Annotated in this window: 23 protein-coding genes and 3 tRNA genes; 4 read left to right on the forward strand and 22 right to left on the reverse strand. The window is 41.7% G+C overall.

What is annotated here, in order from left to right:
* The 12 genes from Q335_RS0102375 to Q335_RS0102430 form a co-directional block, all read right to left on the reverse strand.
* The coding region (locus Q335_RS0102375) for a GTP-binding protein (RefSeq protein WP_028357263.1) at positions 1 to 422 on the reverse strand (422 nt) is incomplete at its 3' end.
* Between the two features lie 45 nt (positions 423 to 467).
* Positions 468 to 542, reverse strand: a tRNA-Thr gene (locus Q335_RS0102380).
* 23 nt (positions 543 to 565) lie between these two features.
* Positions 566 to 639: transfer RNA gene (locus tag Q335_RS0102385), tRNA-Gly, on the reverse strand.
* A gap of 136 nt (positions 640 to 775) precedes the next feature.
* A tRNA-Tyr gene (locus Q335_RS0102390) sits at positions 776 to 861 on the reverse strand.
* 88 nt (positions 862 to 949) lie between these two features.
* Positions 950 to 1,879 (reverse strand): ParB/RepB/Spo0J family partition protein, encoded by a 930-nt coding sequence (locus Q335_RS0102395; protein WP_028357264.1) that lies wholly within the window; start codon positions 1,877 to 1,879, stop codon positions 950 to 952.
* Positions 1,880 to 2,026: 147 nt separating this feature from the next.
* On the reverse strand, positions 2,027 to 2,824 hold the full coding sequence (locus Q335_RS0102400) for a ParA family protein (RefSeq protein ID WP_028357265.1): 798 nt from the start codon (positions 2,822 to 2,824) through the stop codon (positions 2,027 to 2,029).
* A gap of 52 nt (positions 2,825 to 2,876) precedes the next feature.
* Positions 2,877 to 3,638: a 16S rRNA (guanine(527)-N(7))-methyltransferase RsmG gene (gene rsmG, locus Q335_RS0102405; protein ID WP_028357266.1), complete on the reverse strand. Its 762-nt coding sequence runs from the start codon at positions 3,636 to 3,638 to the stop codon at positions 2,877 to 2,879.
* Positions 3,639 to 3,692: 54 nt separating this feature from the next.
* Positions 3,693 to 5,603, reverse strand: a complete 1,911-nt coding sequence (mnmG, locus tag Q335_RS0102410; protein ID WP_028357267.1) for a tRNA uridine-5-carboxymethylaminomethyl(34) synthesis enzyme MnmG — start codon at positions 5,601 to 5,603, stop codon at positions 3,693 to 3,695.
* Positions 5,604 to 6,160: 557 nt separating this feature from the next.
* Positions 6,161 to 6,913, reverse strand: a complete 753-nt coding sequence (locus Q335_RS0102415) for an amino acid ABC transporter ATP-binding protein (RefSeq protein WP_028357268.1) — start codon at positions 6,911 to 6,913, stop codon at positions 6,161 to 6,163.
* Positions 6,914 to 6,922: 9 nt separating this feature from the next.
* Entirely contained in the window at positions 6,923 to 7,606 is a 684-nt protein-coding gene (locus Q335_RS0102420; RefSeq protein ID WP_028357269.1) for an amino acid ABC transporter permease, read from the reverse strand.
* Positions 7,607 to 7,700: 94 nt separating this feature from the next.
* Complete coding sequence (locus Q335_RS0102425) at positions 7,701 to 8,498, reverse strand: amino acid ABC transporter substrate-binding protein (RefSeq protein WP_028357270.1); 798 nt, start codon at positions 8,496 to 8,498, stop codon at positions 7,701 to 7,703.
* A 262-nt stretch (positions 8,499 to 8,760) separates the two neighbouring features.
* A complete protein-coding gene (locus Q335_RS0102430; RefSeq protein ID WP_038369269.1) occupies positions 8,761 to 9,447 on the reverse strand; it encodes a glutathione S-transferase family protein in 687 nt (228 codons plus the stop codon).
* 348 nt (positions 9,448 to 9,795) lie between these two features.
* On the opposite strand from Q335_RS0102430, the gene bioB reads away from it, so the two are divergent.
* The gene (gene bioB / locus Q335_RS08995) at positions 9,796 to 10,857 is read left to right on the forward strand and encodes a biotin synthase BioB (protein WP_051532250.1); all 1,062 of its coding nucleotides are present in this window, start codon (positions 9,796 to 9,798) and stop codon (positions 10,855 to 10,857) included.
* A gap of 209 nt (positions 10,858 to 11,066) precedes the next feature.
* Positions 11,067 to 12,233 carry a methionine aminotransferase gene (locus tag Q335_RS0102440; RefSeq protein ID WP_028357272.1) on the forward strand — a complete coding sequence of 389 codons (1,167 nt, stop codon included), beginning with the start codon at positions 11,067 to 11,069 and terminating at the stop codon, positions 12,231 to 12,233.
* 1,024 nt (positions 12,234 to 13,257) lie between these two features.
* On the opposite strand, the gene Q335_RS09000 is transcribed toward Q335_RS0102440, so the two are convergent.
* Positions 13,258 to 14,115, reverse strand: coding sequence for an alpha/beta hydrolase (locus tag Q335_RS09000; protein ID WP_051532251.1), 858 nt, complete (start codon positions 14,113 to 14,115; stop codon positions 13,258 to 13,260).
* A gap of 544 nt (positions 14,116 to 14,659) precedes the next feature.
* Here Q335_RS09000 and Q335_RS0102455 point away from each other — a divergent pair.
* Complete coding sequence (locus tag Q335_RS0102455) at positions 14,660 to 15,088, forward strand: HIT family protein (RefSeq protein WP_028357274.1); 429 nt, start codon at positions 14,660 to 14,662, stop codon at positions 15,086 to 15,088.
* Between the two features lie 261 nt (positions 15,089 to 15,349).
* Here Q335_RS0102455 and mnmE read toward each other — a convergent pair whose 3' ends face one another.
* The 9 genes from mnmE to rpmH all read right to left on the reverse strand — a co-directional run bounded on the left by mnmE (position 15,350) and on the right by rpmH (position 23,230).
* Complete coding sequence (gene mnmE / locus Q335_RS0102460) at positions 15,350 to 16,750, reverse strand: tRNA uridine-5-carboxymethylaminomethyl(34) synthesis GTPase MnmE (RefSeq protein ID WP_028357275.1); 1,401 nt, start codon at positions 16,748 to 16,750, stop codon at positions 15,350 to 15,352.
* Between the two features lie 104 nt (positions 16,751 to 16,854).
* Entirely contained in the window at positions 16,855 to 18,267 is a 1,413-nt protein-coding gene (locus tag Q335_RS0102465) for a 4Fe-4S binding protein (RefSeq protein WP_084493516.1), read from the reverse strand.
* Between the two features lie 23 nt (positions 18,268 to 18,290).
* Positions 18,291 to 19,190 carry an FTR1 family iron permease gene (locus Q335_RS09005; RefSeq protein ID WP_051532252.1) on the reverse strand — a complete coding sequence of 300 codons (900 nt, stop codon included), beginning with the start codon at positions 19,188 to 19,190 and terminating at the stop codon, positions 18,291 to 18,293.
* 21 nt (positions 19,191 to 19,211) lie between these two features.
* Entirely contained in the window at positions 19,212 to 19,547 is a 336-nt protein-coding gene (locus Q335_RS0102475; protein WP_028357277.1) for a cupredoxin domain-containing protein, read from the reverse strand.
* A gap of 137 nt (positions 19,548 to 19,684) precedes the next feature.
* Complete coding sequence (locus Q335_RS0102480; RefSeq protein ID WP_028357278.1) at positions 19,685 to 20,254, reverse strand: iron transporter; 570 nt, start codon at positions 20,252 to 20,254, stop codon at positions 19,685 to 19,687.
* 218 nt (positions 20,255 to 20,472) lie between these two features.
* Positions 20,473 to 22,167, reverse strand: coding sequence for a membrane protein insertase YidC (gene yidC, locus Q335_RS0102485; protein WP_028357279.1), 1,695 nt, complete (start codon positions 22,165 to 22,167; stop codon positions 20,473 to 20,475).
* 81 nt (positions 22,168 to 22,248) lie between these two features.
* The gene (yidD, locus tag Q335_RS0102490) at positions 22,249 to 22,485 is read right to left on the reverse strand and encodes a membrane protein insertion efficiency factor YidD (protein WP_211248241.1); all 237 of its coding nucleotides are present in this window, start codon (positions 22,483 to 22,485) and stop codon (positions 22,249 to 22,251) included.
* Between the two features lie 48 nt (positions 22,486 to 22,533).
* Positions 22,534 to 23,016, reverse strand: a complete 483-nt coding sequence (rnpA, locus tag Q335_RS0102495; RefSeq protein ID WP_028357281.1) for a ribonuclease P protein component — start codon at positions 23,014 to 23,016, stop codon at positions 22,534 to 22,536.
* A gap of 79 nt (positions 23,017 to 23,095) precedes the next feature.
* Complete coding sequence (gene rpmH / locus Q335_RS0102500; protein ID WP_023951589.1) at positions 23,096 to 23,230, reverse strand: 50S ribosomal protein L34; 135 nt, start codon at positions 23,228 to 23,230, stop codon at positions 23,096 to 23,098.
* 854 nt (positions 23,231 to 24,084) lie between these two features.
* Between rpmH and dnaA the strand changes: the two genes are divergently transcribed.
* Positions 24,085 to 25,605, forward strand: a complete 1,521-nt coding sequence (gene dnaA / locus Q335_RS0102505) for a chromosomal replication initiator protein DnaA (RefSeq protein ID WP_028357282.1) — start codon at positions 24,085 to 24,087, stop codon at positions 25,603 to 25,605.
* Positions 25,606 to 25,608: the final 3 nt, after the last annotated feature.

Raw genomic sequence — 25,608 nt, forward strand, 5'->3', positions numbered from 1 at the left:
ACCATATCGGCTTTGTTAAGGAAGACGAGAATATAAGGTACACCTACTTGACGAGACAACAAGATGTGCTCGCGAGTTTGTGGCATTGGGCCGTCAGCGGCTGAACATACGAGAATCGCACCGTCCATTTGCGCGGCACCCGTAATCATGTTTTTGACGTAGTCAGCGTGTCCTGGGCAGTCTACGTGCGCATAGTGACGAGTCGCTGTTTCGTACTCAACGTGAGAGGTATTGATGGTAATACCACGCGCTTTTTCTTCTGGGGCATTGTCAATTTGGCTGTAGTCTCTGGCCTCACCGCCGTTCTCTTTTGCAAGAATCGTTGTGATTGCTGCAGTTAATGTGGTTTTACCATGATCGACGTGACCAATCGTACCTACGTTGACGTGCGGTTTGGTACGTTCAAACTTTCCTTTTGCCATATCAGACTCCTGAAAGACGGTGTTTAATTAGTGCGATTGCTGTTGTGGTGCTCATGGTGGGAATCGGACCCACGACCTCTCCCTTACCAAGGGAGTGCTCTACCACTGAGCCACATGAGCATTGAAATCATGTTTGTCAGATATGGAGCGGGTGAAGGGAATCGAACCCTCGTCATCAGCTTGGAAGGCTGTTGCACTACCATTGTGCTACACCCGCACTAAACGCCTACCACAATAAAAAGGTGGAGCGTATGTGTAGCGACTGCTTATGCTAGAAATGAGCTACCACCCTAAATCTATCTGACATTTTAATAGCAACTACAGCATAACGCCGTAGTTGCTATGGATAATTCTGGTGGTGGAGGTTGGATTCGAACCAACGTAGGCGCAAGCCAACAGATTTACAGTCTGCCCCCTTTAGCCACTCGGGCACTCCACCAAATGGAATTAAGCATTATCACTAATTTACAAAGCTTTGTCAAGGCTTCGTGCTTAATTTTTTTGAAAAAGTTTTGTTTTTGTGTGATTTAAGACTCAATAATATCGCTAAGTCCTTGTTTTTTAAGGATATAATTAAGTTGGTCCCAGTTATGAAAATTAATGACCAAGCTGCCTTGTTGTTTTTTGTTGACTTTAATCTCTACTTGCGTACCTAGGTAATCGGCAATGGCACGTTCTAGTCTCAACGTGTCGCCGTTTTTAGTGGCGGTACTCGGTTTGCTTTTGATGACGCCCTCGCGAGCATTTTTCATGCGATTAATGAGTTTTTCGGCTTCACGCACGCTTAACGCTTGGCTGACAATTTTATTGGCGGCAATAATTTGTTCGGCGCTGGTCAAGGCCAATAAGGCTCTGCCCTGCCCCATGCTTAGCTTGTTTTGCGCCATCATTACTTGCACCGGTTCGGCAAGATTTAGGAGGCGCAAAATATTAGTAGTGGTCGCTCGTGAACGTCCAATCGCCTGCGCCGCTTGTTCATGCGTATAGTTAAACTCATTGATTAAGCGCTGTACACCTTTGGCCTCCTCGAGTGGATTTAAATCCTCCCGTTGCATATTTTCAATTAATGCAATGATGGCGGCTTTTTCGTCATTCACTTCAAAAATCACCACGGGTACTTCTTTGAGACCCGCCAGTTGCGAAGCCACAAAACGCCGTTCACCCGCAATAATCTCATATTTAACGTCTTTTTCTTTTTCTGCCTTATTGAGCGGGCGTACCAAAAGCGGCTGCACTACCCCTTCCGTCTTAATCGAGGCCGCTAATTCTTGCAGGGCTTCTTGTTCCATATGATGGCGGGGTTGATATTTACCGGCTTGCAGTTGGTGTAGGCCCAGCATGCGTGGTTTTTGTTGGTCGTCTTGCGTTTCTGTTTTGTTTTTTTGTTGTAAGCTTGCTGAAAAATCAATATCTTTGCCTAATAAACCATCTAGACCGCGTCCTAGACCTTTTTTGATTGGCGTTTTACCGGCTGTGGTTTTGCCTGTAGAAACCGTTTTTTTGCCACTGGCTTTTTTTGCTGTTGAATTATTTGATTTTTTTGAAATACTCACAATCTGTACCGTGTTCGTTGAAAGGGTTTAGTTGGATGGATTTATCTACAATTAAGTTTGCTTTTGTTTGGCTTTTTTCTTGATGCGTTGGATTAACTCTTTACCAAAAGCGCTATAGGCTTTAGCACCTCTCGAATGTTTATCATACAACACCCCTGGCAAGCCGTAGCTAGGTGCTTCTGCCAATCTGACATTGCGCGGTATCACCGTCTTAAAGACATTATCACCAAAATACTGCTCAAGCTGCTCAGAGACTTGTTGCTGCAAAGTAATTCTCGGATCATACATGACGCGCAAAATTCCCATAAATAACAACTCTGGATTGATGTTGTTATAGACCCGTTTGACGGTATTTACTAAGTCGGATAACCCTTCTAAAGCAAAATACTCGCATTGCATAGGAATGATAACGCCGTGTGCAATCGCTAAAGCATTTAGCGTCAGTAGCGATAAGGTGGGCGGGCAATCAATAAAAATATAGTCGTAATTGGCTCGTATCGGTTTTAGTGCTTTTTTTAGTCTAAATTCACGATCCTCTAAATCCGCCAAATCTATATCGATGCCGGCCAATTCCCTATTACTTGGTAAGACATCATAGCCAACTTCGTCTGGGTGTTGAATCGCCTCAATCAACGGCGCTTGACCTATCAAAATATCGTAAAGATTTATCTTCAATTGGCTTTTATCGATGCCTGAACCCATGGTGGCATTGCCCTGAGGATCAATATCAATGAGTAGTACTTTTTTGCCCATAGCCGCTACCACAGCAGATAAATTAGTTGCTGTGGTGGTTTTTCCTACGCCCCCTTTTTGGTTGGCAATACACAGTATTTTGGCTTTATCGGACATGCTTTCCCTTTTTGCTTTGTAAAGATATAAAAAATAACAAAATTTCAGCGAGCTAATGAGTTTGTGGCGTTGCTTGTTTTTTGGCTTGCAAATAAATTAAGCTGCGCTGCGCCTGCATTTCAGGCACCTGTAACTCAAGATACTTATGCACCTGCCAGGAGGTGTGCGCCAGTGCTTGCATTTCTGACTCATGATATTGAGCTTTCATGGCCACCATCATGCCTTTGTTTTTGAGGCAGTGCCCTGACCAATCTACGAAATCTCGTAATGATGCAAATGCACGAGAGATCACTATATCTGCACAGTGCGCTGGATAATCCTGAATCCTTGTGTGCACTGCATTAAGATTTTTCAGCTTAAGTAAACCCGCTACCATCGTGATAAAGGCTGTTTTTTTGTGGACCGCATCAATACACGTAACGTGCCAAGTCGGATTCATAATCGCCAAAACAACGCCTGGTAAGCCACCACCAGACCCTACATCAAGCACCGATAATGGTTGGACAGAGACATCTTGTGTGGACACTTGAGCGGCTTCGCTAAGTGCAGGATTACTGTAGGCCTTTAGATCTTGTTGCACTAATTCTTGTAAAGGCTTGACCACAGTTAAGCTATCAATAATATGCTGGATTAAGATATCCCGTGGGTCTTTGATCGCGGTGATGTTATAGGTTTTATTCCACTTTTTTATGAGTTCTACATAAGCCAATAGACGCTCGGCTTGTTGCGCACTCAGCGCCAAGCCTAAGACTTGACTGGCGGCTTGTAAGCGCTCAGCGAGCTGAGATTGGTCAGTGGCAAAAACGGGCGGCATAATATAGACAATCCTTAGACTTTGTTGATTGTAACGTGCATATAAAGCGATCGCTTACTGTAAATTTTGCGCTAATTGCAGACGTTTAAGATGGATCAGCAACAAAGAAATAGCGGCGGGTGTCACTCCAGAAATACGCGCGGCCTGACCAATGGTCTCAGGTTTGTGTTGTTTTAGTTTTTGGCGAACCTCAAAAGACAAGTTTTTAAGTTCATCATAGTCAATAGTGGCTGGGATTTTATGACTCTCGTACTGATTTTGGCGACGTACTTCTTCTTGTTGTCGCTCAATATAGCCGGCATATTTAATCTGCACTTCAACTTGGTGAATCGCCTCATCGCTTAAATTCACACCAGCAAATAGATCCAGACCTTGGGTCGTGGGTAGCTGTTGCAAATCGCTATAAGAGACATTTGGTCGTTTTAGTAATTCTGCCAAACTATAGTCTTTTTCTGGTGCTTTACCAAGCACTTGCGTAGCCGCCTCAGTTTGTAATTCACTTGGTTTGACACGAGTCGTTTGTAAGCGTTTAATTTCTGCTGCCACTTGTTGCTGTTTACTAGCAAACTGTTGCCAGCGTTCTTCGGGGACTACTCCCAGACGATAACCTATTTCTGTGAGGCGGAAATCCGCATTATCCTCACGTAAGCTCAAACGATATTCAGCTCTTGAGGTAAACATACGATATGGCTCAGTCACGCCGCTAGTGATTAAATCATCGACCAATACACCCAAGTAGGCTTGATTACGAGCCGGTGTCCAGCTGTCTTGACCCTTGATAGCAAGTGCTGCATTCAAACCCGCTAACAGACCTTGAGCAGCGGCTTCTTCATAGCCCGTGGTGCCATTGATTTGACCCGCAAAATATAGTCCTTGGATATATTTGGTTTCTAAACTTGATTTCAGTTCCCGCGGATCAAAATAGTCATATTCAATAGCATAGCCTGGGCGCATGATATGGGCATTTTCAAGCCCTTCTATGCTGTGTACTAAATCCAATTGCACATCAAAAGGCAAACTTGTTGAGATACCGTTAGGGTAGACTTCATGTGTATTTAACCCTTCTGGTTCTAAAAAGATTTGATGACTTTGTTTATCGGCAAACCGATTAACTTTATCTTCAATAGATGGGCAATAACGAGGCCCTACACCGCCAATCACACCTGTATACAAAGGTGAGCGGTCCAGCCCTTTACGAATAATCTCATGTGTATGAGCATTAGTTTTAGTAATCCAGCAAGAGACCTGAGCTGGATGCATGGCCGCATTGCCCATGTAAGAAAAAACAGGTACAGGATCACTGTCACCTTTTTGCTCTTGGAGTTTACTAAAGTCAATAGTACGAGCATCAATCCGTGGCGGTGTACCTGTTTTAAGTCGACCAATAGGTAGTTTTAATTCATTAAGTCGTTCTGCAAGACGACTCGCAGGCGGATCACCAGCACGTCCTCCCTTATAGTTACTCAAACCTATATGAATCTTGCCATTCAAAAAGGTGCCTGCAGTTAAGATCACTTTTTGCGCCATAAATTGCGTGCCAATTTGCGTAACGACACCAGCCACACGATCGCCTTGGAGAATCAGATCTTCAACGCCTTGTTGAAAAATCCAAAGATTCTCTTGATTTTCTAGAATAGAACGGATCGCTGCTTTATAAAGGGTACGGTCTGCTTGCACACGTGTGGCACGCACAGCCGGCCCTTTAGAACTATTGAGGATCCTAAACTGAATACCACCCCTATCGGCTGCCAATGCCATAGCACCGCCTAGGGCATCAATTTCCTTAACCAAATGACCCTTACCAATACCACCAATTGAGGGATTGCAAGACATCTGACCAAGGGTTTCGATGTTATGTGTGACTAAGAGCGTCTTACAGCCCATACGTGCAGCAGCAAGGCAAGCCTCTGTGCCTGCATGTCCGCCACCCACAACAATGACATCAAATATTTCTGGGTATTTCATTTTCTAACCTAAAAATCTTATTATTTTGCTATATAAAACAGAGACTATTTAAGAGTAGTCTATTCATTGCGTAAAGCAATTTGAAGTATGTTCCACGTGGAACAATTGCCTATTGAGAATTGGTTGATACTGATGAGATATAGGTACTTAATCAACCATTTGTGAAGCTATTATTATAATTTAAATACCATCTTTTTACATGATAGTAGGATATTTTAATCCCTAGTTTTCTACGTTTTTTGAGAAAACTTAAGTTTATGTTAGTGAGTTCAAATTTTTTTTCACTTGAAACTGTTTCTTTTGTGATTCTTATGTTTTGGGTATTTTTATAAAGTAAAAGCGTTAAGTGATAAAACAAAATCAATTTTTGTGATTTTATTTTATGTCTACATTAATAAGCATAATGCTAATAAAGCCAAGCAATGTTTTTCATATGTTCCACGTGGAACAAACCAGTTAAAAAACATTTGTTACCATGCAAAGTTTTTTAATTCTTTCATTTAATAAAAAAGGTCATGTTCCACGTGGAACATGACCTTTTTAGTATTTTGCTGTGATTAAACTCGAGTATTAATTTGCTGCAAAAATTGTTTAGTCAATGCTTGTTGTGGCTGATTAAGTAAATCTTCTGGACGGCCTTCCTCTATCACTCTCCCGTGATCCATAACTAAAACTTTATCAGCTACATCAAGCGCAAACTTGATTTCATGTGTCACTACAACCATGGTCCAACCCTGTGTGGCGAGTTCTTTTATGGTGTTGAGAACTTCTCCTACCAACTCAGGATCTAGGGCAGAGGTAGGTTCATCGAACAACAATAATTGAGGTGCCAGGGCCAGTGCGCGGGCGATGCCAATACGTTGTTGCTGACCACCAGAGAGCTGATAAGGATAAAGATTTGCTTTATCTGCTAAACCGACTTGAGCAATTAATTTTTGGGCAAGTTCTCGTGCCTCATTCTTGCTCTTGCCCTGAACGACAACCTGCCCTTCCATAACATTACCTAAGGCTGTCTTGTGAGGAAACAAGTTATATTGTTGAAAGACCATACCGGATTTGCGACGCAAAGCGAGTATCCGACTCTTAGAGGGTTTTTGACCAAAGTCGATACTTAAGGCTTGCTCCCCTGTAAACTCAATCGTTCCTTGTTCAGGCATTTCAAGCGCATTAAGGCAGCGCAAAAATGTGGTTTTACCAGAGCCTGACGGCCCCAGAATAACGACGACGCTACCTTTAGCAATATCTAAATCAATACCATGCAAAATTTCATGGTTATTAAAAGATTTATGAATATTTCGAACTTTAATCATTGATTCGCCCTATACAGCAATATGTTTACCTAAACGTTTTTCGAGGCGAGCCTGCAATACAAATAAAATCGTACAAAAGAACCAATAAAGCATAGCGGCTTCAATATAAACGGGTAGGAAATCATAAGTTCGATTACCTGCTTGTGAGGCTTCACGAAATAACTCAGTTACCGTCACAAATGACGCCAGTGAGGTGCCTTTGAATAAATTTATAAATTCATTACTCAAAGGCGGAACCGCCACTCGAACGGCTTGCGGAATAATGATATGACGGAAATTTTGTAAATACGTCATACCGATCGAATATCCCGCTTCCCATTGCCCTTTGTGTACGGATAGAATCGCCGCTCTGACAGTCTCAGAGCAATAAGCACCCACATTTAAGGAAAACGCAATAATAGCGGCAGGAATCGGATCAATGACAATATTGAGTGCTGGTAGGCCATAAAAAACAATACATAACTGTACTAACATCGGCGTACCACGAATGATGGAAACATAACTTCTTGCTATGGCTCGCAACAGCTTTATCGTGATGCCTTTATTGGGTACCACACGAATCAAGGCCACAATCAGTGCCAGTATCATGCCGATTAAAAATGAAACAATGGCCATCGGAATGGAGACCACAATACCTGCCTTAAGCATTGGCCAAAAAGCCAGCACGATGTTATGCGCCCTATCATCTGTCATGAAGGGCAACATAGCAAGAAGAGCTTCTATAGATGCGCTAATTTTTTCAAACACTTAACTATCCTGCAAAGATTAAAAGCCATTAAGTCTTATCTTATTTTTTGGGAATGCTGACATCCTCACCAAAATATTTTTCACCCAATTCTTTGAGTACACCCTCTTCTTTAAGCTCTTTGACAGCTTGACTGATTTTTTCCATCGCTTCTTCATTACCTTTGTTGGCGACCACAGAAGTACCGATTTTTTCATCAGGGCCCGCGCGCCATGCAATACGCACGTTAGCGTCTGGGTGTTGTTTCATATAATCTAAGAATGACAACTCATCATTAAAAGTCGCCTCAGCACGTTTTTGATTAATCAACATAATGGATTGAGCTAAACCATCGACTGGAACGATCTTGGCTTGGTACTTACGAGCCATTTCTCCGTAGTTACTGCTTAGGCTTTGTGCAGTTTTACGACCTTTGACATCTTCTGGTTTATTGATATCTGTCACGTCTTTGGGTGTGACGAGCATGGCGCCAGAGTAGGTATAGGGCTCAGACTTGATAAAGGTCTTTTGACGTTCCGGTGTGGTTAAGCCTACCTGATTGACGACAACATCAAAACGACCTGATTTCAACCCCGTCATCATGGCATCCCATTGGGTTTCTCTGAAATCTAATTTAATGTCTAGTTTTTTAGCAATAGCCCGCATTACATCGACGTCATAACCCACCAATTTATTAGACTTATCATGATAAGTAAACGGTGCATACGTACCTTCTGTCCCAACACTCACCGTACCATGATTATTAATCCGATCTAATAAAGAATCTGCTTGAGCAAGGCTTACACCACTTAACATAAGACTCACTAAAGCGGTTTTGAAAACAAATTTGGATAATTTCATATAATTCCTTGGTCAAAATAAAATGCTAGAAAAAAACAAATTTCTATAGCAAAAGCCTTTAGTTTACTAGTGACTTTAGATTTTTAAATTATAAGGTTAAATTGATTGTAACCTATGACGCTATTTTTAAAAAACAGCCATTAACTGTACGAAAAACCTTCGACTCAATCATAATAGTGTTCCACGTGGAACAATCCCTACACCTACTATAAAAGCCGATTAGTGAAAAACAATAATCGGCTTTTTGTACACACAATATCGGTTATTTTTTGCCAATATTGATACTAGCGTGATCAGGTGTTTTTTCTTCGGTTGCTTTAAAAGCGGGACGCGCTGTAACACGCTCGACATAGGCGAGAATATTTGGGCTAGTCGCTACTTTCTTAAGCGTCAGGGCACGTAAAGGGAACGCCATTTGAATATCAGCAAAACCAAATTTATCGCTACTAAAGTATTCATGTGAGCCTAAATAGTTTTCTACAAAAGCAATAATCTTACGAATTCTAGGCGTAGAGTAATTACTTTGAATTTGTTCCCGAATTTTTTTGGTGACAGGTCGCATCATCATAGGCACGACATCACTGTCGAGCATGTCTGTAACTGTCGTGAATGTCAGTAAAGGCATAAATGAGCCCTCCGCAAACTGCAGCCAAAAGTCATAATTCGTGAAAGCTTCTTCATCGCTAGGCTTGAATTCATTATTAGTATCAAAACGGCGTTGCAATAAATTTAAAATAGCGCCAGATTCTGTTAGCATTTGGCCATCGAGTTCTAACACTGGGGATACTCCCAAAGGATGAGCATTACTCAACTCATCTGCTGCTTGGCCATCCTCCTGCCGTTTATAGGGCACAATTTCATAGTTTTGTTTGAGTTCTTCTAGTGCCCATACGATTCTTTGGGCGCGGGAATTTTCTAGATAGTGTACCTTGATAGTCGCTGCGCTCATGACTGTCTCCTTAATAGTAAATGCTGTGAATTAAATTTAACTTTTAACAGTCGTTATCACTCAACACAATGAATGATAACTTTACTATGGTAGTCCTATCGATACAGCTTTATAACTAGGGTTTTTGCGCTATTTCGTAAAAAATTCTAATTTTCATATTAATCTAGGCGCTGTTCTTGATAGAATGTAATCCCTTATTTATTATTTAGTGTAAATTCATAGACTTGTTTGTATTTTTATGGCAAACAAGCAGATACCCATTAAAACTAGCCATCCTACTAATCATACGATGATTGCGAACAGATACGAAACGATATACATCGCCATCATGTTTTATAGGAGAACCTAATGTCTGCTACGACAGCCGTCAATTCTCAACACCCCTCCCAACCCAAAAAAAACTGGACACGTAAAGAAATCGAGGCCTTATTTGAATTGCCTTTTATGACTTTGATAGATAGAGCTCATCAAATTCATAAGCAATTTCATGATCCGCAAACGGTGCAATTATCTACCCTTTTATCGATTAAAACAGGTGGTTGTCCAGAAGATTGTTCTTACTGTCCTCAAGCTCAACGCTATCACACAGGCGTGCAAGCCCAAAAACTCATGGATCCAGAGACAGTTTTAGAAGCTGCTAAAGCCGCTAAAGCTGGCGGCGCTACTCGTTTTTGTATGGGTGCCGCTTGGCGCGGTCCAAAAGATCGTGACATTGAAAAGGTCGCAGAAATTATCCGTCAAGTCAAAGCACTAGGTCTAGAAACATGTGCAACCTTAGGCATGTTACAAGAAGGGCAAGCAGAAGCACTTAAAGATGCCGGTTTAGATTATTACAATCACAATATCGATACGGCTCCAGAATTTTATGGCAATATTATTCGTACACGTGAGTTCGAAGAGCGTATTGATACCCTAGAGAAAGTCCGCGACGCAGGTCTAAAGACATGTTGTGGTGGTATTGTAGGTATGGGTGAAACTCGTAGTCAACGCGCTGGCTTGCTACACACATTAAGTCAACTACCACAAGCCCCAGAGTCTTTACCCATTAATAATCTCGTACCAGTTCCTGGCACCCCTTTAGCCGATAGCGATCCAATTGATCCTTTCGAGTTTGTGCGAACCATTGCGGTAGCGCGTATTGTCTGTCCAACCTCTGTGGTGCGACTGGCGGCGGGTCGTCTAGAAATGAGTGATGAATTACAAGCGCTTTGCTTTTTTGCTGGCGTCGGTTCTATCTTTACCGGAGATAAATTGCTTATCACAGGTAACCCAGGTGAAAGCCATGACTTGCAATTGCTAGAGCGTTTAGGCCTAAAACCTCTGCATGTGGAGGAACCCGTAAGTGCTCACCAAGATATTATTGTGAATGAAGTCAGACGCGAGCGCAACGAAGAAACTGCCCACGCCTAAACCTATTTATCGCTTCATCTACTAAGGTATTGCCTATCAGGGCAATACCTTTTTTTGTCCTATTAATGAAGGTAATGACATAGACACTTTAAAAAGAACAATGTTCCACGTGGAACATTGCTGTGCATAAACCCTTAATAAGCTGTATATAAACTCTGCATAGTGTGTTATCTTTATACCATTATTTGTGGATTTCTTTTGATAGCACCATGTTGACTTCCAAGCTTCCAAATGTAGGCACGACGATTTTTACCACCATGAGTAAAATGGCTAAGCAATACAATACCGTTGACTTAGGCCAGGGTTACCCTAGTTTTGATCCTGACAAAGGGCTCATTCAAGCTGTTAATCAGGCGATGTTGGACGGCTACAATCAATATCCAGAAATGGCTGGTGTCAAAGCCTTAAGGGATGTGCTAGCACAAAAGATTAACTCCCTATACGGTTATCAATATCACCCTGATACCGAGATAACGATTACCAGTGGCGCCACTGAAGCCATTATGGTTGCCATTCAAACCGTCATTCGGCCAGGAGACGAAGTCATCGTCATAGAACCTTTTTATGACATGTATGTGCCCTGCATTGAATTAGCTGGCGGCTCTCCGGTATTTGTCCCACTGGATCCACCTTCAGTGACCAATCACAAATACTCTTTGAATTGGAATAAAGTGGCGACGGCGATAACCCCTAAAACTCGCCTGATTATTCTCAATTTTCCACACAATCCAACGGGTATTACCCTAAAAAGTAGTGATCTAGACGCACTCGAAGAAATTGTGCGTAATCGTAATCTCTATATTTTGGCAGATGAGGTTTATGAACATATCGTGTTCCACCATAAATTCTTAAGTCTTAGCACACGCCCTAATTTAGCGCAGCGCAGCTTTGTGGTGGGCTCTTTTGGTAAAACTTACAATACTACAGGTTGGAAAATAGGTTTTTGTGCAGCGCCTGCTGAATTGACTAAAGAATTTAGAAAAATTCATCAATTCACCGTCTTTACTGTGCCTTCACCAATGCAACATGGCTTGGCAAATTTCGCAAGCAATCCAGAGACCTATTTGCATCTCTCCGATTTTTACCAGAAATATCACGATTATTTATTTACAGAATTACAAGACAAGACTCGCTTTAAACCTCTCAGAAGTGAAGGTACATTCTTCTTGTTAGCGAGTTATGCAGACATTAGTGACAAAAAAGAAAATGATTTTGTTATCGAGTTAACGCAAAAACATGGGGTGACCGCAATTCCAATTTCTGCTTTTTATATGCAGCCTGATTCAGTTCGAGCCAATAATCGTATCGTGCGCTTTTGCTTTGCTAAGAAATTTGAACTCTTAGAAGAAGCGGTTACTCGCTTAGCTAAGTTATAGACTGATAAATCAAACGGTAAGCATATTACAAAAAAGCAAACTCCATTCTCTTAAAAAGCAGAGCTTAAGGCTCTGCTTTTTTGTGCATAACTGCTCTATATATAATCTGTGTATAAATTGTGCATAGTATGAAAATAAGTGATCTACCTTAAGAACGCACAAAATTTATGCCATTTTATTATTGAGTTAAAAGACAAGCTTATACGCTCAAAAAATTACGTTAAGTGTTTGTTTATGCATTAAATTTAAAACTTTTCAAGTTATGCACAGGATATATTATTATTTCTTTATATATATAAAAATAAATGGATAAATAAAGATTGCCCAGACTTTATAAAATAATTTAAAAAACATTAAAGAACAACATTTAAAGCCTACACGGACTTGATACTTGCACTGCACAGTACACTGCCAATGGTAATCAACGATTAGAATATGCTGATGCTTATAGCCAGTAAGCTTACGATCGATGTTGTCATCATCGATGGCTATAAAGACAAACAAAGCCTTATAGCTCACCTCATGACTCTTAGCTATCTTTGATGGCAAATAGTCACAGGATCAATCAATGGCTAGGTCTGTGATTTGTGGTTCTAGTCTTTTAGCAATCAACTTACAACGATCATCACGATGTCATCTAAAAGATATCACCTGCACTAGCCACTATCTTCCAGCGCTCTTTAATTCACCCCGATCGTTTGTGCATAACTCCTCTATGAGTCCTTTGTGTATAAGACGTGTTCTTGTTTTTTATAACTTCAATATTGCCAACTACCGCAAAACTTATTCGACGTTATAAGTCTTTTTATCAAAAGGCTTATACCCTTATAAAATATTAACTAAGGCCTTGTTTAAACAACGCTTTTCAACATTATGCAGTTATGCACAGGCTATATTATTATTTCTTTATATATATAAAAATAAAGGTATAAAAAGAAGCAAAACGCTTTGGCCCATCAAGCGCAACAGAAACGCAAAAAAAATCCCCTAAAAATTAGGGGATTTAATCAATCAGCAAATGAGCTTATTTATATTTGGCGATATGTTCAAAAATAGTCGTTTGCACATCCACCCCATTGTTAGGCAGCCAGTGAGTGGCTTTAACTTTTTCGAATTGATAGGGTGCATCGACATATTTCTCGCAGTTTTTGGCACTGACTTCACCGACAGCGACATCTTCGGAAGCCCAAATGTATAAAGCAGGAACTTTGACAATCGGAGTTTCAAACGTAAAGCTATCTGATTTCTGGTCCATGCTGGCGCGGTACCAATGAACAGACGTGCGATAGGTATGCCCCTGTTGCATACGGTCTGCATTAAATTGAATTAATTCCTCTGGAATGGAATTTTCGAAGGCGGCTTTGACGCGCTCACCCTGATTTTTTTGAAGATATTGATCCGTTTCTTCTACATTTTGGAAGTTACGCACATATTCAAAACGTTTATGTTGATCAGGATCGTTATTGTAGGCTTCGCGCAATGATACCGGGTGCGGTGTTGTTAAGCTAGAAATCGAAATCACACGATCTGGAAAATCAGCGGCCACTTGCCAAGACACTAAACCGCCCCAATCATGACCCACTACGTGGAATTTTTGGGCACCGAGTTGATCTGCGACGTCGATGACATCTTGCGCTAATTTTTCGATTTGATAGCTTTCGATATCGTCAGGTTGTGCTTCTAGCGCGTAGCCGCGTTGATCGAAGGCTACCGCAAAATAACCTTTGTCGGCGGCGACAGGTAGTTCATTGTCCCACCAATTAGCAAATTCAGGCCAACCATGTAGAAAAATAATCAATGGCTTGTCTTTGTCACCACAAAAACGCGCACTAAAAGTAAATTTATCGGTTTTAATGTTGCCTGTTTCGATGGTATACGTCATGTTTAATCCTTGAGTTAAATAATTCGTATTAAAAAACCACTCTTTAATCATAACGTTATCAGTTTAATGTCTTGTTACAAATCCTCGATTAGCCATGTAACAATTTGTTGAATCATCCTAAACACTGCTGTTTATTTGCAACATAGGAAGTATTTTTTTTGAAAAAAAATTTGTTGATTATAGTTACCCTTATTTTTTATATATAAAGATAATAATTAATATGTCCTGTGCATAAGTAGTATAAGGTAGAAAATCCCCGTAGATTCAGACAATTAAGACCATAAAAATCAGCCAAAAAAGTTTTTCATGAAAACTTCATAAGCTTGCATAAGTTTTTTTAATGTACAAAAAAATATAGATATGCAGAATTTTTTGATGGACTTATGCACATATGCATACCCAGAGCTTATGCACAAACTAAGGCACCTCTTAAGACCTTTAGCGGCTTTCGCGACGGTTTTAAAAAATCTAAAACTAGGCTATATTAAGCAATTACAGCGTTAGTTTTGAGTTTTGTGCGGCATTTTTAGCAAGGAAACGATTTATGATCCATAACCATTATGAAGACAATGTATTTACCAAGATCCTTAATGGCGACTTGCCGGCCATCAAGGTTTTTGAGGACGAAAAAACCTTTGTCATGATGGATATCATGCCGCAAACTAAAGGGCATTTATTAGTGTTGCCTAAGCAAAAAGCTGTAAATTTCTTTGATATTTCAAGTGATTATTTACAAGCATGCATAGACACTGCCAAAAAAGTGGCGCCGGCATTAATGGCCGCGACCCAAGCTGATGGTATGGTCTTGACGCAATTTAACGGTAGTACGGCTGGGCAGACTGTTTTTCATATCCATTTTCATTTGATTCCTACTTATAAGGATCAAAGCCTCAAAGGTCATGGACGTGAACAAGCGGATCAAGAACAACTTAAGGCCTTGGCACAAGAAATTATCAAAAATCTCGATGCCTAAAGACTTAATTAGCCTATAACACATTATCTAAGGCGGTATATCTGGCACTGCTGTATCGAGTGATGCCCGTTCTACACCAAGGCCCTTTATACACAACTTATGCACAGCAAAAATAGCTGTGCATAAGTTCTTAAAGACTGTCTAAAAATTGTGTATTTTCTATAAAAATTAGAATAAATTCAAGTAGTTATATGAAATTTTTAAGCTATAGTCTTGTTCATAAAGTGGTGCATGAATGTATACGTATTGGCTGACTCGTATTTATTTACCAATACAAAAACTCGAGAAAATCTCGCCTAATAGTTCATCACTACTGAATTCACCGGTAATTTGCATCAGAGCTTCATGGGCTAAACGGAGTTCTTCGGCAAATAAATCCAAGACACGATCATTGAATTGGGCATGTTGCGCAGCCATCTCTAGATGTTCATTTGCTTGAATGAGCGCGTTAATATGACGCTCACGGGCCAACCAAGGCGTTTCTTGTTGATTATGCCAACCCACAAGCTGTAATAAGCGTTGTTTGAGTTGTTCTAGATGTGTGCCCTCTTTAACAGAGATAAATAAGCTAGCGACCTCTGTGTCAGAGCTTGTAGTCGGTTTGGCTTGCATGCTTTGCAATTGCTCTGGACTGAGAAGGTCTATTTTGTTGATGACATTAATAATGGGCACATGTTTAGGCATACGGGCACGGATAGCTTGGACATCGACTAGGCTATCCTGACACGGATCTTGTAGATGTAAAATAACGTCCGCTTTGGCGATTTCTTGCCAACTGCGTTCAATCCCTATGCGTTCAACTTCGTCGTCGGTTTGGCGCAGTCCAGCGGTATCGATAATATGTAAAGGAATGCCTTCGAGTTGTATTTGCTCTACGACGCGATCGCGCGTGGTGCCTGCTATCGGGGTCACAATCGCGACGTCATCGCCTGCTAAGGCGTTTAGTAAGCTAGATTTGCCCACATTGGGTTGGCCCGCTAACACAATATGTAGCCCTTCTCGCAAAATCAAGCCTTGGCGAGAGATCGTGAGCACTTTTTGTAAGTGTTGTTGGATTTCTAGGAGTCGTTGTGAGGCCTGATATTTTTCAAGAAATTCAATTTCTTCTTCAGGGAAATCTAAGGTGGCTTCCACCAGCATGCGCAAATGCACGATTTGCTCAGAAAGCTGATTGATTTGTTTTGAAAAGTCGCCCTTGAGAGAACTCATGGCACTTTTTGCGGCGGATTCAGAGCCCGCATCAATTAGGTCAGCAATGGCTTCGGCTTGAGCTAAGTCGAGTTGACCATTTAAATAAGCCCGTTGAGTGAACTCGCCAGGCAGCGCTAGACGCATATTTAAGTGATGTTGTTGGCTAATAGTCAGGCAGCTTTGTAAGACCCGTTTAAGAACTGCTGGACCGCCGTGCCCTTGTAGTTCAAGAATATCCTCTTTGGTATAGGAATGCGGCGCCTTAAAGTAAAGCACAAGGCCTTCATCAATGGTATCGCCGTTGTGATCTCTAAAGGGACGCAAATGCGCATATCGAGGCGTTAGAGATGAGCCAAAATAATGCTCAATAAAGGCGCTTAAGTCTTTGCCGGAAATGCGTACAACACCGATACCACCACGACCTGGCGCGGTGGCGATGGCAGCGATGGGTGTATCGTCAAAGGGAATCATAGAAACTGTACTTGAAGGACTTGTATAAAGTTAAATTATACCGGTTCAAGTACAGTGAATGGGCATAGCCATTGATTGCTATGCCCTAAGTATGAGGATGTGGCTTACCACCACCAGAACATAAAGCCCCAAGCGCAATCAATGACCGCTAGGACTAAGGCAAACATAAAGAGTGTAAAGGCCGTTTGCTTTTTGGAGAGTTGCCAAAAGGCTGTGATTTTAGCGGCTAAGTAAAAACTGAATAAAGTCGCGACTACGAGTAATGCCAAACGGGCATTATTAATCCAGTAGAGATGAAAACCATCATAGCGTAAGATATTTACTGTGGTGGCGGAAAGACCCAAAAACACACCTACGCCAGCAATCGGAATTAAAGATTGTGAAAAATGAATAAAGAAACGCTTGCGGTTTTGTTTGATGGCAAGACAGGAAATGGCTAATAAAGCAGAAATAATACTCGCCATAATAATGCCGGTAGCGACAATATAAAACACCACCAAGAAGCCATCTAACCAGCTAAATACGTCATTTTGTTCTGGGTAGTTGGTAAAGATAAACCAAGGCGTATTGGTGGCGAGTGGCCACATAATATTGTGGTCAATTAAGAAGTTCGCACAGGCGATTTTCAGTTGAATCATGTAGGGACTGACTGTCCAGTGGAAGGCGCCAATTGCTAATCCTAATAAACCGAAAATCAATAAGAAGCTTTGCCAGCCAGTGCTATTTTCTTTGTCGACTTGTACCACTTCTTCGGTGATAGGACGACGTGTCAATTCGACCGCACCGCGGTAGTCCGAACAACGTGAACACATATGACAGTGTGTATTACCTTGCATATTGCGCACGTGTACTAAGGGGGCACAGTTAAAGGCAATGTTTTTTTCGGGGTGTAAACGTTTTCCTTCTTCCCAGGCTTGTTGATCAACCTTGTAGTGAATTGGTGCTAGTTTGGAGAGTAATTGAAAGACGCCATTGACGGGACAGAGATAGCGACACCAGATACGTTTTTTGCGGGCAAATAAAAACCCTACTACAATTGCCGCCGCTGTAGACCCCCCTAAGACAAGAAGGACGGCCAGCGGATATTGATAGACGCTGACCATTTGGCCATAAATCGTGGTGCCTGCAAAGGCCACGGTCGGCCAACCACCCCAACGTAACCAGCGAGGTGTGGCTTTTTTGAGACTATAATGGGAAGCCCATTCGCTCAATGCACCTTCTGGGCATAATACGCCGCACCAAATACGACCAAATAAGACCATAGAGAGCAGTACAAATGGCCACCAAATGCCCCAAAAGACGAACTGTGCAAAGACAGTAATATGGGTGAGAATGTGGTCACTATTACCTGGCAACGGTACAAAAATAGGCACAATGATTAAGGTGGCATAAAGTAAAACAATTGCCATCTGAATCCAAAATATTAAACGCTGATGCCGTTTGATAAAATTACCAATATGGATTAAGCCAGCATCGAACTTGTCTATAAATGTAGGTTGGCGAGTAGTTGTTTGCATAATAGTGACCACGCACGGTTAAATTAAACCTGAGCTTGTTCAGTGTGATTATGCGTCACTTTAGGAGTGGCAGAATTACGATTGCTGCGAGCAAATAAAGCCAGCACAATAATCCAATAAACAGCTAAGGTGATTAAAACCAAATAGGTTGGTTTAGAACGATAAGCAAAGAACGACGTCAGTAAACTACCGATAGCACTATCGTCAGATAGGATGCCTGAGGTGTCCCAAACTTGGGTAAATAACCAGTCTGGCAACATGATGTCGTGCTCGATTAAATATTCATTTTCGAGGGAAATATCAGCAAGTGATAGTACCCCTTGGAGGAACAAAGAAGAACCTAGGAATAACAATAAAATTGCGGTGATTTTGAAGAAAAATTTCCAGGCAATAAAATGATTAAATACTTGTAATAAAAGAAATGAGAGTAAAGCTAAGACAATACCGACGGCAATGGTAAGAATAAATTGCGGTGTGGTATCAGAGGTTAATGCTGCGATTTCTGCAGATAAGAAAATCACAATCTCACTACCTTCTCGAGCGATAGCAATGGCTGCAATAATAGCCACGCCTAACCAACTTGATTTTTCGTAGCTCCTGTTTAAGTCATTTTCTAGGTTCTTTTTTAGCATTTTACTATTTTTACTCATCCAAAGCACCATTTGTACGATAAGTATGGATGCAAAAATAGTTAAAACAGCAATAAAGATGTCATTAGCCTCTGGACTCAGTAAGTAACTCGTGCCATATAAGCTCAATGCCAGCATGACGGCTAGTAAAATACCGCCGATAACCCCTAAACCTAGGTATTTTTTGCCTCTTGCGCCATCAGGGTGACGATTGAGCCAACTGTACAAAATACCAATCACAAGTAAGGCTTCGATAGATTCGCGCCAAACAATAAATAAAACGGAAGAATCCATAAATCACAGTCTCACAAAAAGTTATTCGGCAATAATGGTGGCATGTTTTGAGCCGGGGCTGAAATCATCAAAAAACTTGTATTCGCCGGGAGATAATTTTTTGATGACCATGACGCGGTTAACACCTGGAGCCAGAACCTTTTCTTTGTAGAGTTCGGTACTTTCGAATTCGGCAGGTTTAGTACCTGAATTGGTAATATTGAGGCGAATCATCGTGTTGGCCGGTACCCTGATTTCTAGCGGTGTGATAACACCATCCTTCATATCAATATCAATGGTTTTGGATTCAGCGTTTGCTGTATTAACGCTTAATAAACCTGACAAGACGGTCAGGCAAAGTAACAAAAATCTTTTCATGGTGTGTTACCTAACAAAAAAATTGGGAAAACCGTACAGGCTTTCCCAATTGCATTTATAAAAAGGCTTTGTAGTCATGCATTTCGAACACGTCTTGTACGCTAGACGCGACAAGCACTACAAAATCCAAAGGCTTATTAGTAACCGCCTTTTTTGCCTGTACCGGCATAGTTAAAGTCCCAAGAAACTTCAACTGGTTTGAACCATTCATCGACACCAGTTTCTTTGTCAGTGTGGCGACCGAAGACGATGTCTTGGTTAGCTGATGGTGGAAGAATTTCATATTTGAGGTTGTATTTACCAGGACCGTCAAGTTTGACGTTTTCGCCGTAGTGAGGACCGTCATCAGCTACCATGGCCATGAAAGTACCTTTTTTAGACCAGTCGCTGTCTTTTTTCTTGAGTTCGTAGTTAACGGTCAAGTAAGGAACCCATTCGTCTTCAGCAAAACCGTTTTTGTTTTTAGCTAAGGCGTGGATGTCGGCTTCAACGTGAACGTCAGCTTCTTTGGCGCTCAACATTTTGTGACCTTTTTTGACCCATTGGTCACCGATTTCCATCTCGATAGGTTGTAAGTATACAGCGGCGATTTCTAGGCCAGCATCTTCGTTTTTGACTGGTTCACCGATAGGTGTTTCGGCGGCCATGGCGGTGGCACCTAAACCTAAAAGAGAAAGGGCTAAAAGGGTTTTTTTGAAAGTTTTCATAGATAACCTCTGAGTTGACATAAAAAAATCTGAATAAAACTTATAGATCATCAGATAATTGCTAAGCTCCATTTTAAAAAATATAAATGCAAATAGCAATTATTATTAGTTAAATCAAGTCTTAATACCTACTTTTTATAAGGTTTTTAGGTAAATTTGTTAGAAAATGTTAACAAAAAAGCCCTAGCAAAATGCTAGGGCTTGGCGATTAATCAAGCTTATTTATGCTTGATAATTTCTTGATTCGAGGCTTGGTTAAGGCGTCGAGTAATAAATTGCTGTTGGATAATGGATAGGATGTTATTTACAATCCAGTACAACACTAAACCTGCTGGGAAGGCAAACATCATGACGCCAAAGACCAAGGGCATAAACATCATGATTTTGGCCTGGGTCGGATCGGCTGGTTTAGGGTTGAGTTGGAACTGTAAGAACATGGTACCAACCATAATCACAGGCAGGATGTAATATGGGTCCATGACAGAGAGGTCATGAATCCAACCAATCCATGGGGCACCGCGTAACTCGACACTGGCCAAAATAACGCGATACAAGGTCAAGAAAATAGGGATTTGAATCAACATTGGGAAGCAACCCCCTAATGGGTTGATCTTCTCGGTACGATACATTTGCATCATGGCTTGGTTAAGCGCTTGACGATCATCACCGTATTTCTCTTTGAGTGCTTGCATACGAGGTTGCAAGTTTTTCATTTTGGCCATGGATTTATAACCCTTGGCAGACAATGGGAAAAGCAAGAGTTTGAGAAGTACGGTGAGAGCCACAATCGTCCAGCCCCAGTTACCAATAAAGGAATGAAGCCAGGTCATGACGGCAAACATCGGTTTAGCGATGATGGTAATCCAACCGTAGTCCACCACCAAGGGTAGGGTTTTATTGACCTGGTGTAAAAGACCTTGGTCTTCGGGACCGACCCAAAGCGTAGAGTTAGCTTCTTGGCTACTACCGGGCTCGATCTCACCCATATTGTGCACAGCACTGATGGCATAGAGATTTTTGTTGCCTTTGAGTTTACGGATCGTGACGTCGTGCTCTTGGCCTGGCTCAGGTAGCCAAGCTGTCACAAAGAAGTGTTGAATAAAACTAATCCAACCGTCATGGATTTGCTTGGTGTAATTCATGTCGTTTTTGTCGACATCAGAGAGCGCCACTTTTTGGAATTTATTGGCCTCAGAATACATAGCAAAGCCATGGAAGGTGCTGTAGAACTTAACAGTGCCTGGAGGCTCAGTATCGTCACGTGTGATTTGGTAATACACCGAAGGATCTTGCGCTTGGTCTGAGATGTTTTCGACCTTATCGTTGACATCCACCTTGTAATTATTTTGATGCAAGGTATAAGTCCGAGTGACCTTTAGACCGCCTGCTTCGGCTTCAAAGACCACCGGTAGCGTACCGTCACCGTTAAGCTCAGTTTGTTGGGAGACGAGTTTAAACGGTGTGGTGTGATTAGGGAATTGGCCTTGCTGTTTGCTAGCACCAATTAAACCACTTTGCACTGTATAGATTTGCTCACCATTATCCAAAAGCGTAAAGCGTTTGGCCTCTGATTTATTATCACGAATATCGATAATATCGGCGTGAATAATTTGGGCACCTTTGGTATCAAAGGTCAATTCCATCACATTATTTTTGACGAGAATTTTTTCGGATTCCGCACCCTGAGTCGGCGCAGTATCTGTGGCGGCTAGCTGCTGTGAGCTGTCGTTAGACTTAGCAGAAGCAGGAACAGAGTGGTCTTTGTCATCGTCTGGATGCGCCTGATTTTGGTCCTGCTGTGCTTGTGATTGGTCCGCTTGAATGGGAGGATTGGTATAGAGTTGCCAATTATTCCACACCATAAACAGCGAAAAGGTAATAACTATCCAAAGAACGGTACGTTTAATATTCATTAGTCTGACTTTTCGTAAACAATTACGGATTTTTACAAATAAAGCGTAAGTTTAACCCAGCGCTATATTTGTATGCCTAATTTAAGATTTGTCTTGCTGTTTTTTTTGGGGCACGGGGTCATAGCCTCCCTGTGCCCATGGATGACAGCGACAAATCCTTTTGATTCCTAGCCAGGTCCCTTTGATGGCACCATGGAGTTGAATGGCTTGGAGCGTGTAATTAGAGCAGCTAGGATGAAAGCGACAAGCATTACCCACCCAAGGACTCAAAAAATATTGATAAAACCTGATCAAGGCGATGAGTACGGTTTTCAAGATCAACCTCGCCGCTTCTGAACGTTGGCCAGCATCAAGGAGCTGAGTAGCTCATGAGTAACGACAAGCTTTAGCAAATAGTGCATCAATATCCTGACGAGCGCGTTGTTTGAGTTGACGTAAGGAGGGACGAGTTATTTGGGCTGGTCGCGACGGCTTAGCGTCTTGGTTTTGCATTGCGGTAATGGGGGCGTGCAGTCGTAGCACATAATCACCCGGTGGTAAATCTGCTTGGTAGTGTCGAAAGGCTTCGCGACCCACACGCTTAAGGGCGTTACGGGCGGCCGCAGTGCGAGTATAGCGTTTGGCGATAATAAACCCAATGCGCGGGCTTATTGAGGTGATTTGAACGGTAGACGAGGCAGTAGATTTGGGTAGGGGCTGCGTTTGCAGATGAACCGTACTCAAAAAAGGTTGCGCTTGATAGATCAAAGTGAAAAACGCCCCCCGAGTTTTTCGCTGGCTTTGTAAGGCCTTTGAAAACTCAGTAGGGCGTCTGATTCGAGCCGATTTCGGCAAACTCGCATCGTTCACACTACATGCAACAGTCGCACTTGAGACTCATCAACGGTGTGTTGTCGTCTTAAATGCCTAGTGCCCTTGCAAACAGCAATTAGACGGCTAAGCGTTTGCGACCTTTAGCACGGCGTGCATTGATCACTGCACGACCACCACGAGTTTTCATGCGGACACGAAAACCATGAGTGCGTTTACGACGAGTAACTGAAGGTTGGAAGGTACGTTTCATAATATGTCCTAACTATACTTGCAATGGTAAAAAATAACACAGTAAAAGGGCTAAAAGCACCTAACACTATGTTTTACAAATAAACTTGTGAAAAATAAATATTCTTTTGAGGCAGAGCTGGGCTTATTAAAAGAGCCACTTATGGTCGAAATTGCGGTCTGTATTGCCGTAACTACGTATCCATATGTAGCGCCTGAGCCAATAGCTTAAGGCATACTAAAGAATATATAGAAATCTAGAGATTAAAAATCAGAATTTAACAATCAATAGGTTTGGCAAAATTAAGACTAAGCTGTTTAAAGCCACTTTATTTTAGTCATCAGTCCCTGACTATTTCTGACTCTGTAACTCTCTGGCCCTATTGGCTTCTACCCTATTAGCATTTACCTCTATTAACATCGATGATGCAATAGTTGATCTTGGCCAAAAATAAATCAACAAAATAAAATCCACTAAAATTAATGTAGAGCTAAAATAAGTCAAAATAGAGCTCTGTTTTATAGCCTATTTTAATGCCTACTTTAGAGCCTATATCACTAGATCAGCTAATTTTTTAGTCAATTTTCAGCCAATTCTATTTAATTCCTATCTAATTCTTTTATTAGTTCTTATTAGCTCTTCACTAGTGTTAAGAAGCTTTTAAAAGAATAAGTAAAGCCTATCATTACACCAATTAAACCCTATAAAGTCAAGTAAATACAAGCGTTTATAAACAAAAATCAGGGAAAACTGTGTAAATAGTGGTAAAAAAAGCACGCCTGTTCATAAAAAACATTCTTGTGCAAAACTAGGTAGCCTGTGGATAAGTCCAATGGCAATAGGTATAATTGTTTCTTAATATTTACAGTGGCATTATGGATAAATTTTGGCAATCCTGCGTACAAAATTTAGCGCAGCATCTCTCAACCGACACCATTGATATTTGGATCGCTCCCCTTCGCCCGCTCGAATTCGATGAGGTCTCTGGGGTCTTACAATTAGTGGCCGAAAATCCCATGAAGCGTCAAGTCGCAGAAAGATTCAAACCCGCTATTCAAGAACAAGCGCGTCAATGGTTCCAGCAAGACAATCTCAAGGTAGAAATCATTCTTCCTAAGCGCAAAAGCAACGGTCTTAAGGCGACCTCTAGCCAGGCAGCTTCACGCCCCAAGACCAAGGCGCCTGCGGCTTCGGCGTCAGGTCTTGTCGCCAATGTGATTGCCAGTGCCGACTCACCCTTACCGCAAGCTCGTGTTACGAGCGATACGAGCGAGCCGGCGGTCTCATCTCCCAAAACAGAATTTGCTCAAGAGGTGGACGCCGTTTTCAAGAATTTACACGAAAAACAAGGCAAAGCGGCTTCTCTAAATACCTCGCAAACATTCGATAATCTCGTCGTCGGTAAAGGTAATGAACTCGTGGCGGCTGCTGCCAGACGGATTGCCGATAATCCTAGCGAATCGGCTAGTGGTCATAGTTACAATCCTTTTTATATTTATGGCAGTACAGGCCTGGGTAAGACGCACATTATGCAAGCGATTGGCAATTATGTGGTGGCCACGCGTCCAAACCTTAAGGTGCGTTATATTCACGCTAATGACTACTGGCGTGATATGGTGAGTGCTTATAGTCTCAATAAGATTGATGAATGGCAAAAAAAATATTTGGGTATTGATTTATTGTTAATTGATGATATCCAGTTTCTTGCCAAAAAAGATCGAACCCAAGAGCAGTTCTTCTATTTGTTTGAGACTATGGTGTCAAACAATAAGCAGATTGTTATTACCTCAGATACCTTCCCGCATAAACTCAAGGATATGGAGCCGCGTCTGGTCACACGTTTTGCCATGGGCTTGTCCGTAGCGTTAGAGCCGCCAGAGTTAGAAATGCGCGTCGCCATTCTGCAAAAGAAAATGAAGAATCGCCCGGGCTTTGTGCTCCCAGAGGACTCTGCGTTCTTTATTGCTAAAAATGTGCGCAGTAATGTGCGAGAGCTTGAGGGCGCCTTGACCAAGGTAGTGGCATACGCGGGCTTTCGCAATGAGAAGGAACTGAAGGTAGAAATTTGTCGCGAGGCCCTTAAAGACTTACTCAGCTCCAATGTGGGTCTGATCACCATTGATGGTATCCAAAAAACAGTCGCGGAGTATTTTAAGGTGCGGGTTTCTGATTTAACCTCGACCCGCAGACACAAACAGATCGTGATGCCTCGGCAAATTGCTATGTATTTATGCAAGGAGTTAACTCGCAAGAGTTTACCGACCATTGCCGAGCAATTTGGGGGCAAAAATCACACGACTGTTATTCATGCCGCCAAAAAAATCAGCAAGGAGCGTTTGGTGGACGAAGAATTAAACCACCAAATTCATGTTCTTGAACAATCCTTAAAGGGGTAAAGG

It is taken from the genome of Brackiella oedipodis DSM 13743 (assembly GCF_000621025.1).
Lineage (GTDB): Bacteria > Pseudomonadota > Gammaproteobacteria > Burkholderiales > Burkholderiaceae_B > Oligella > Oligella oedipodis.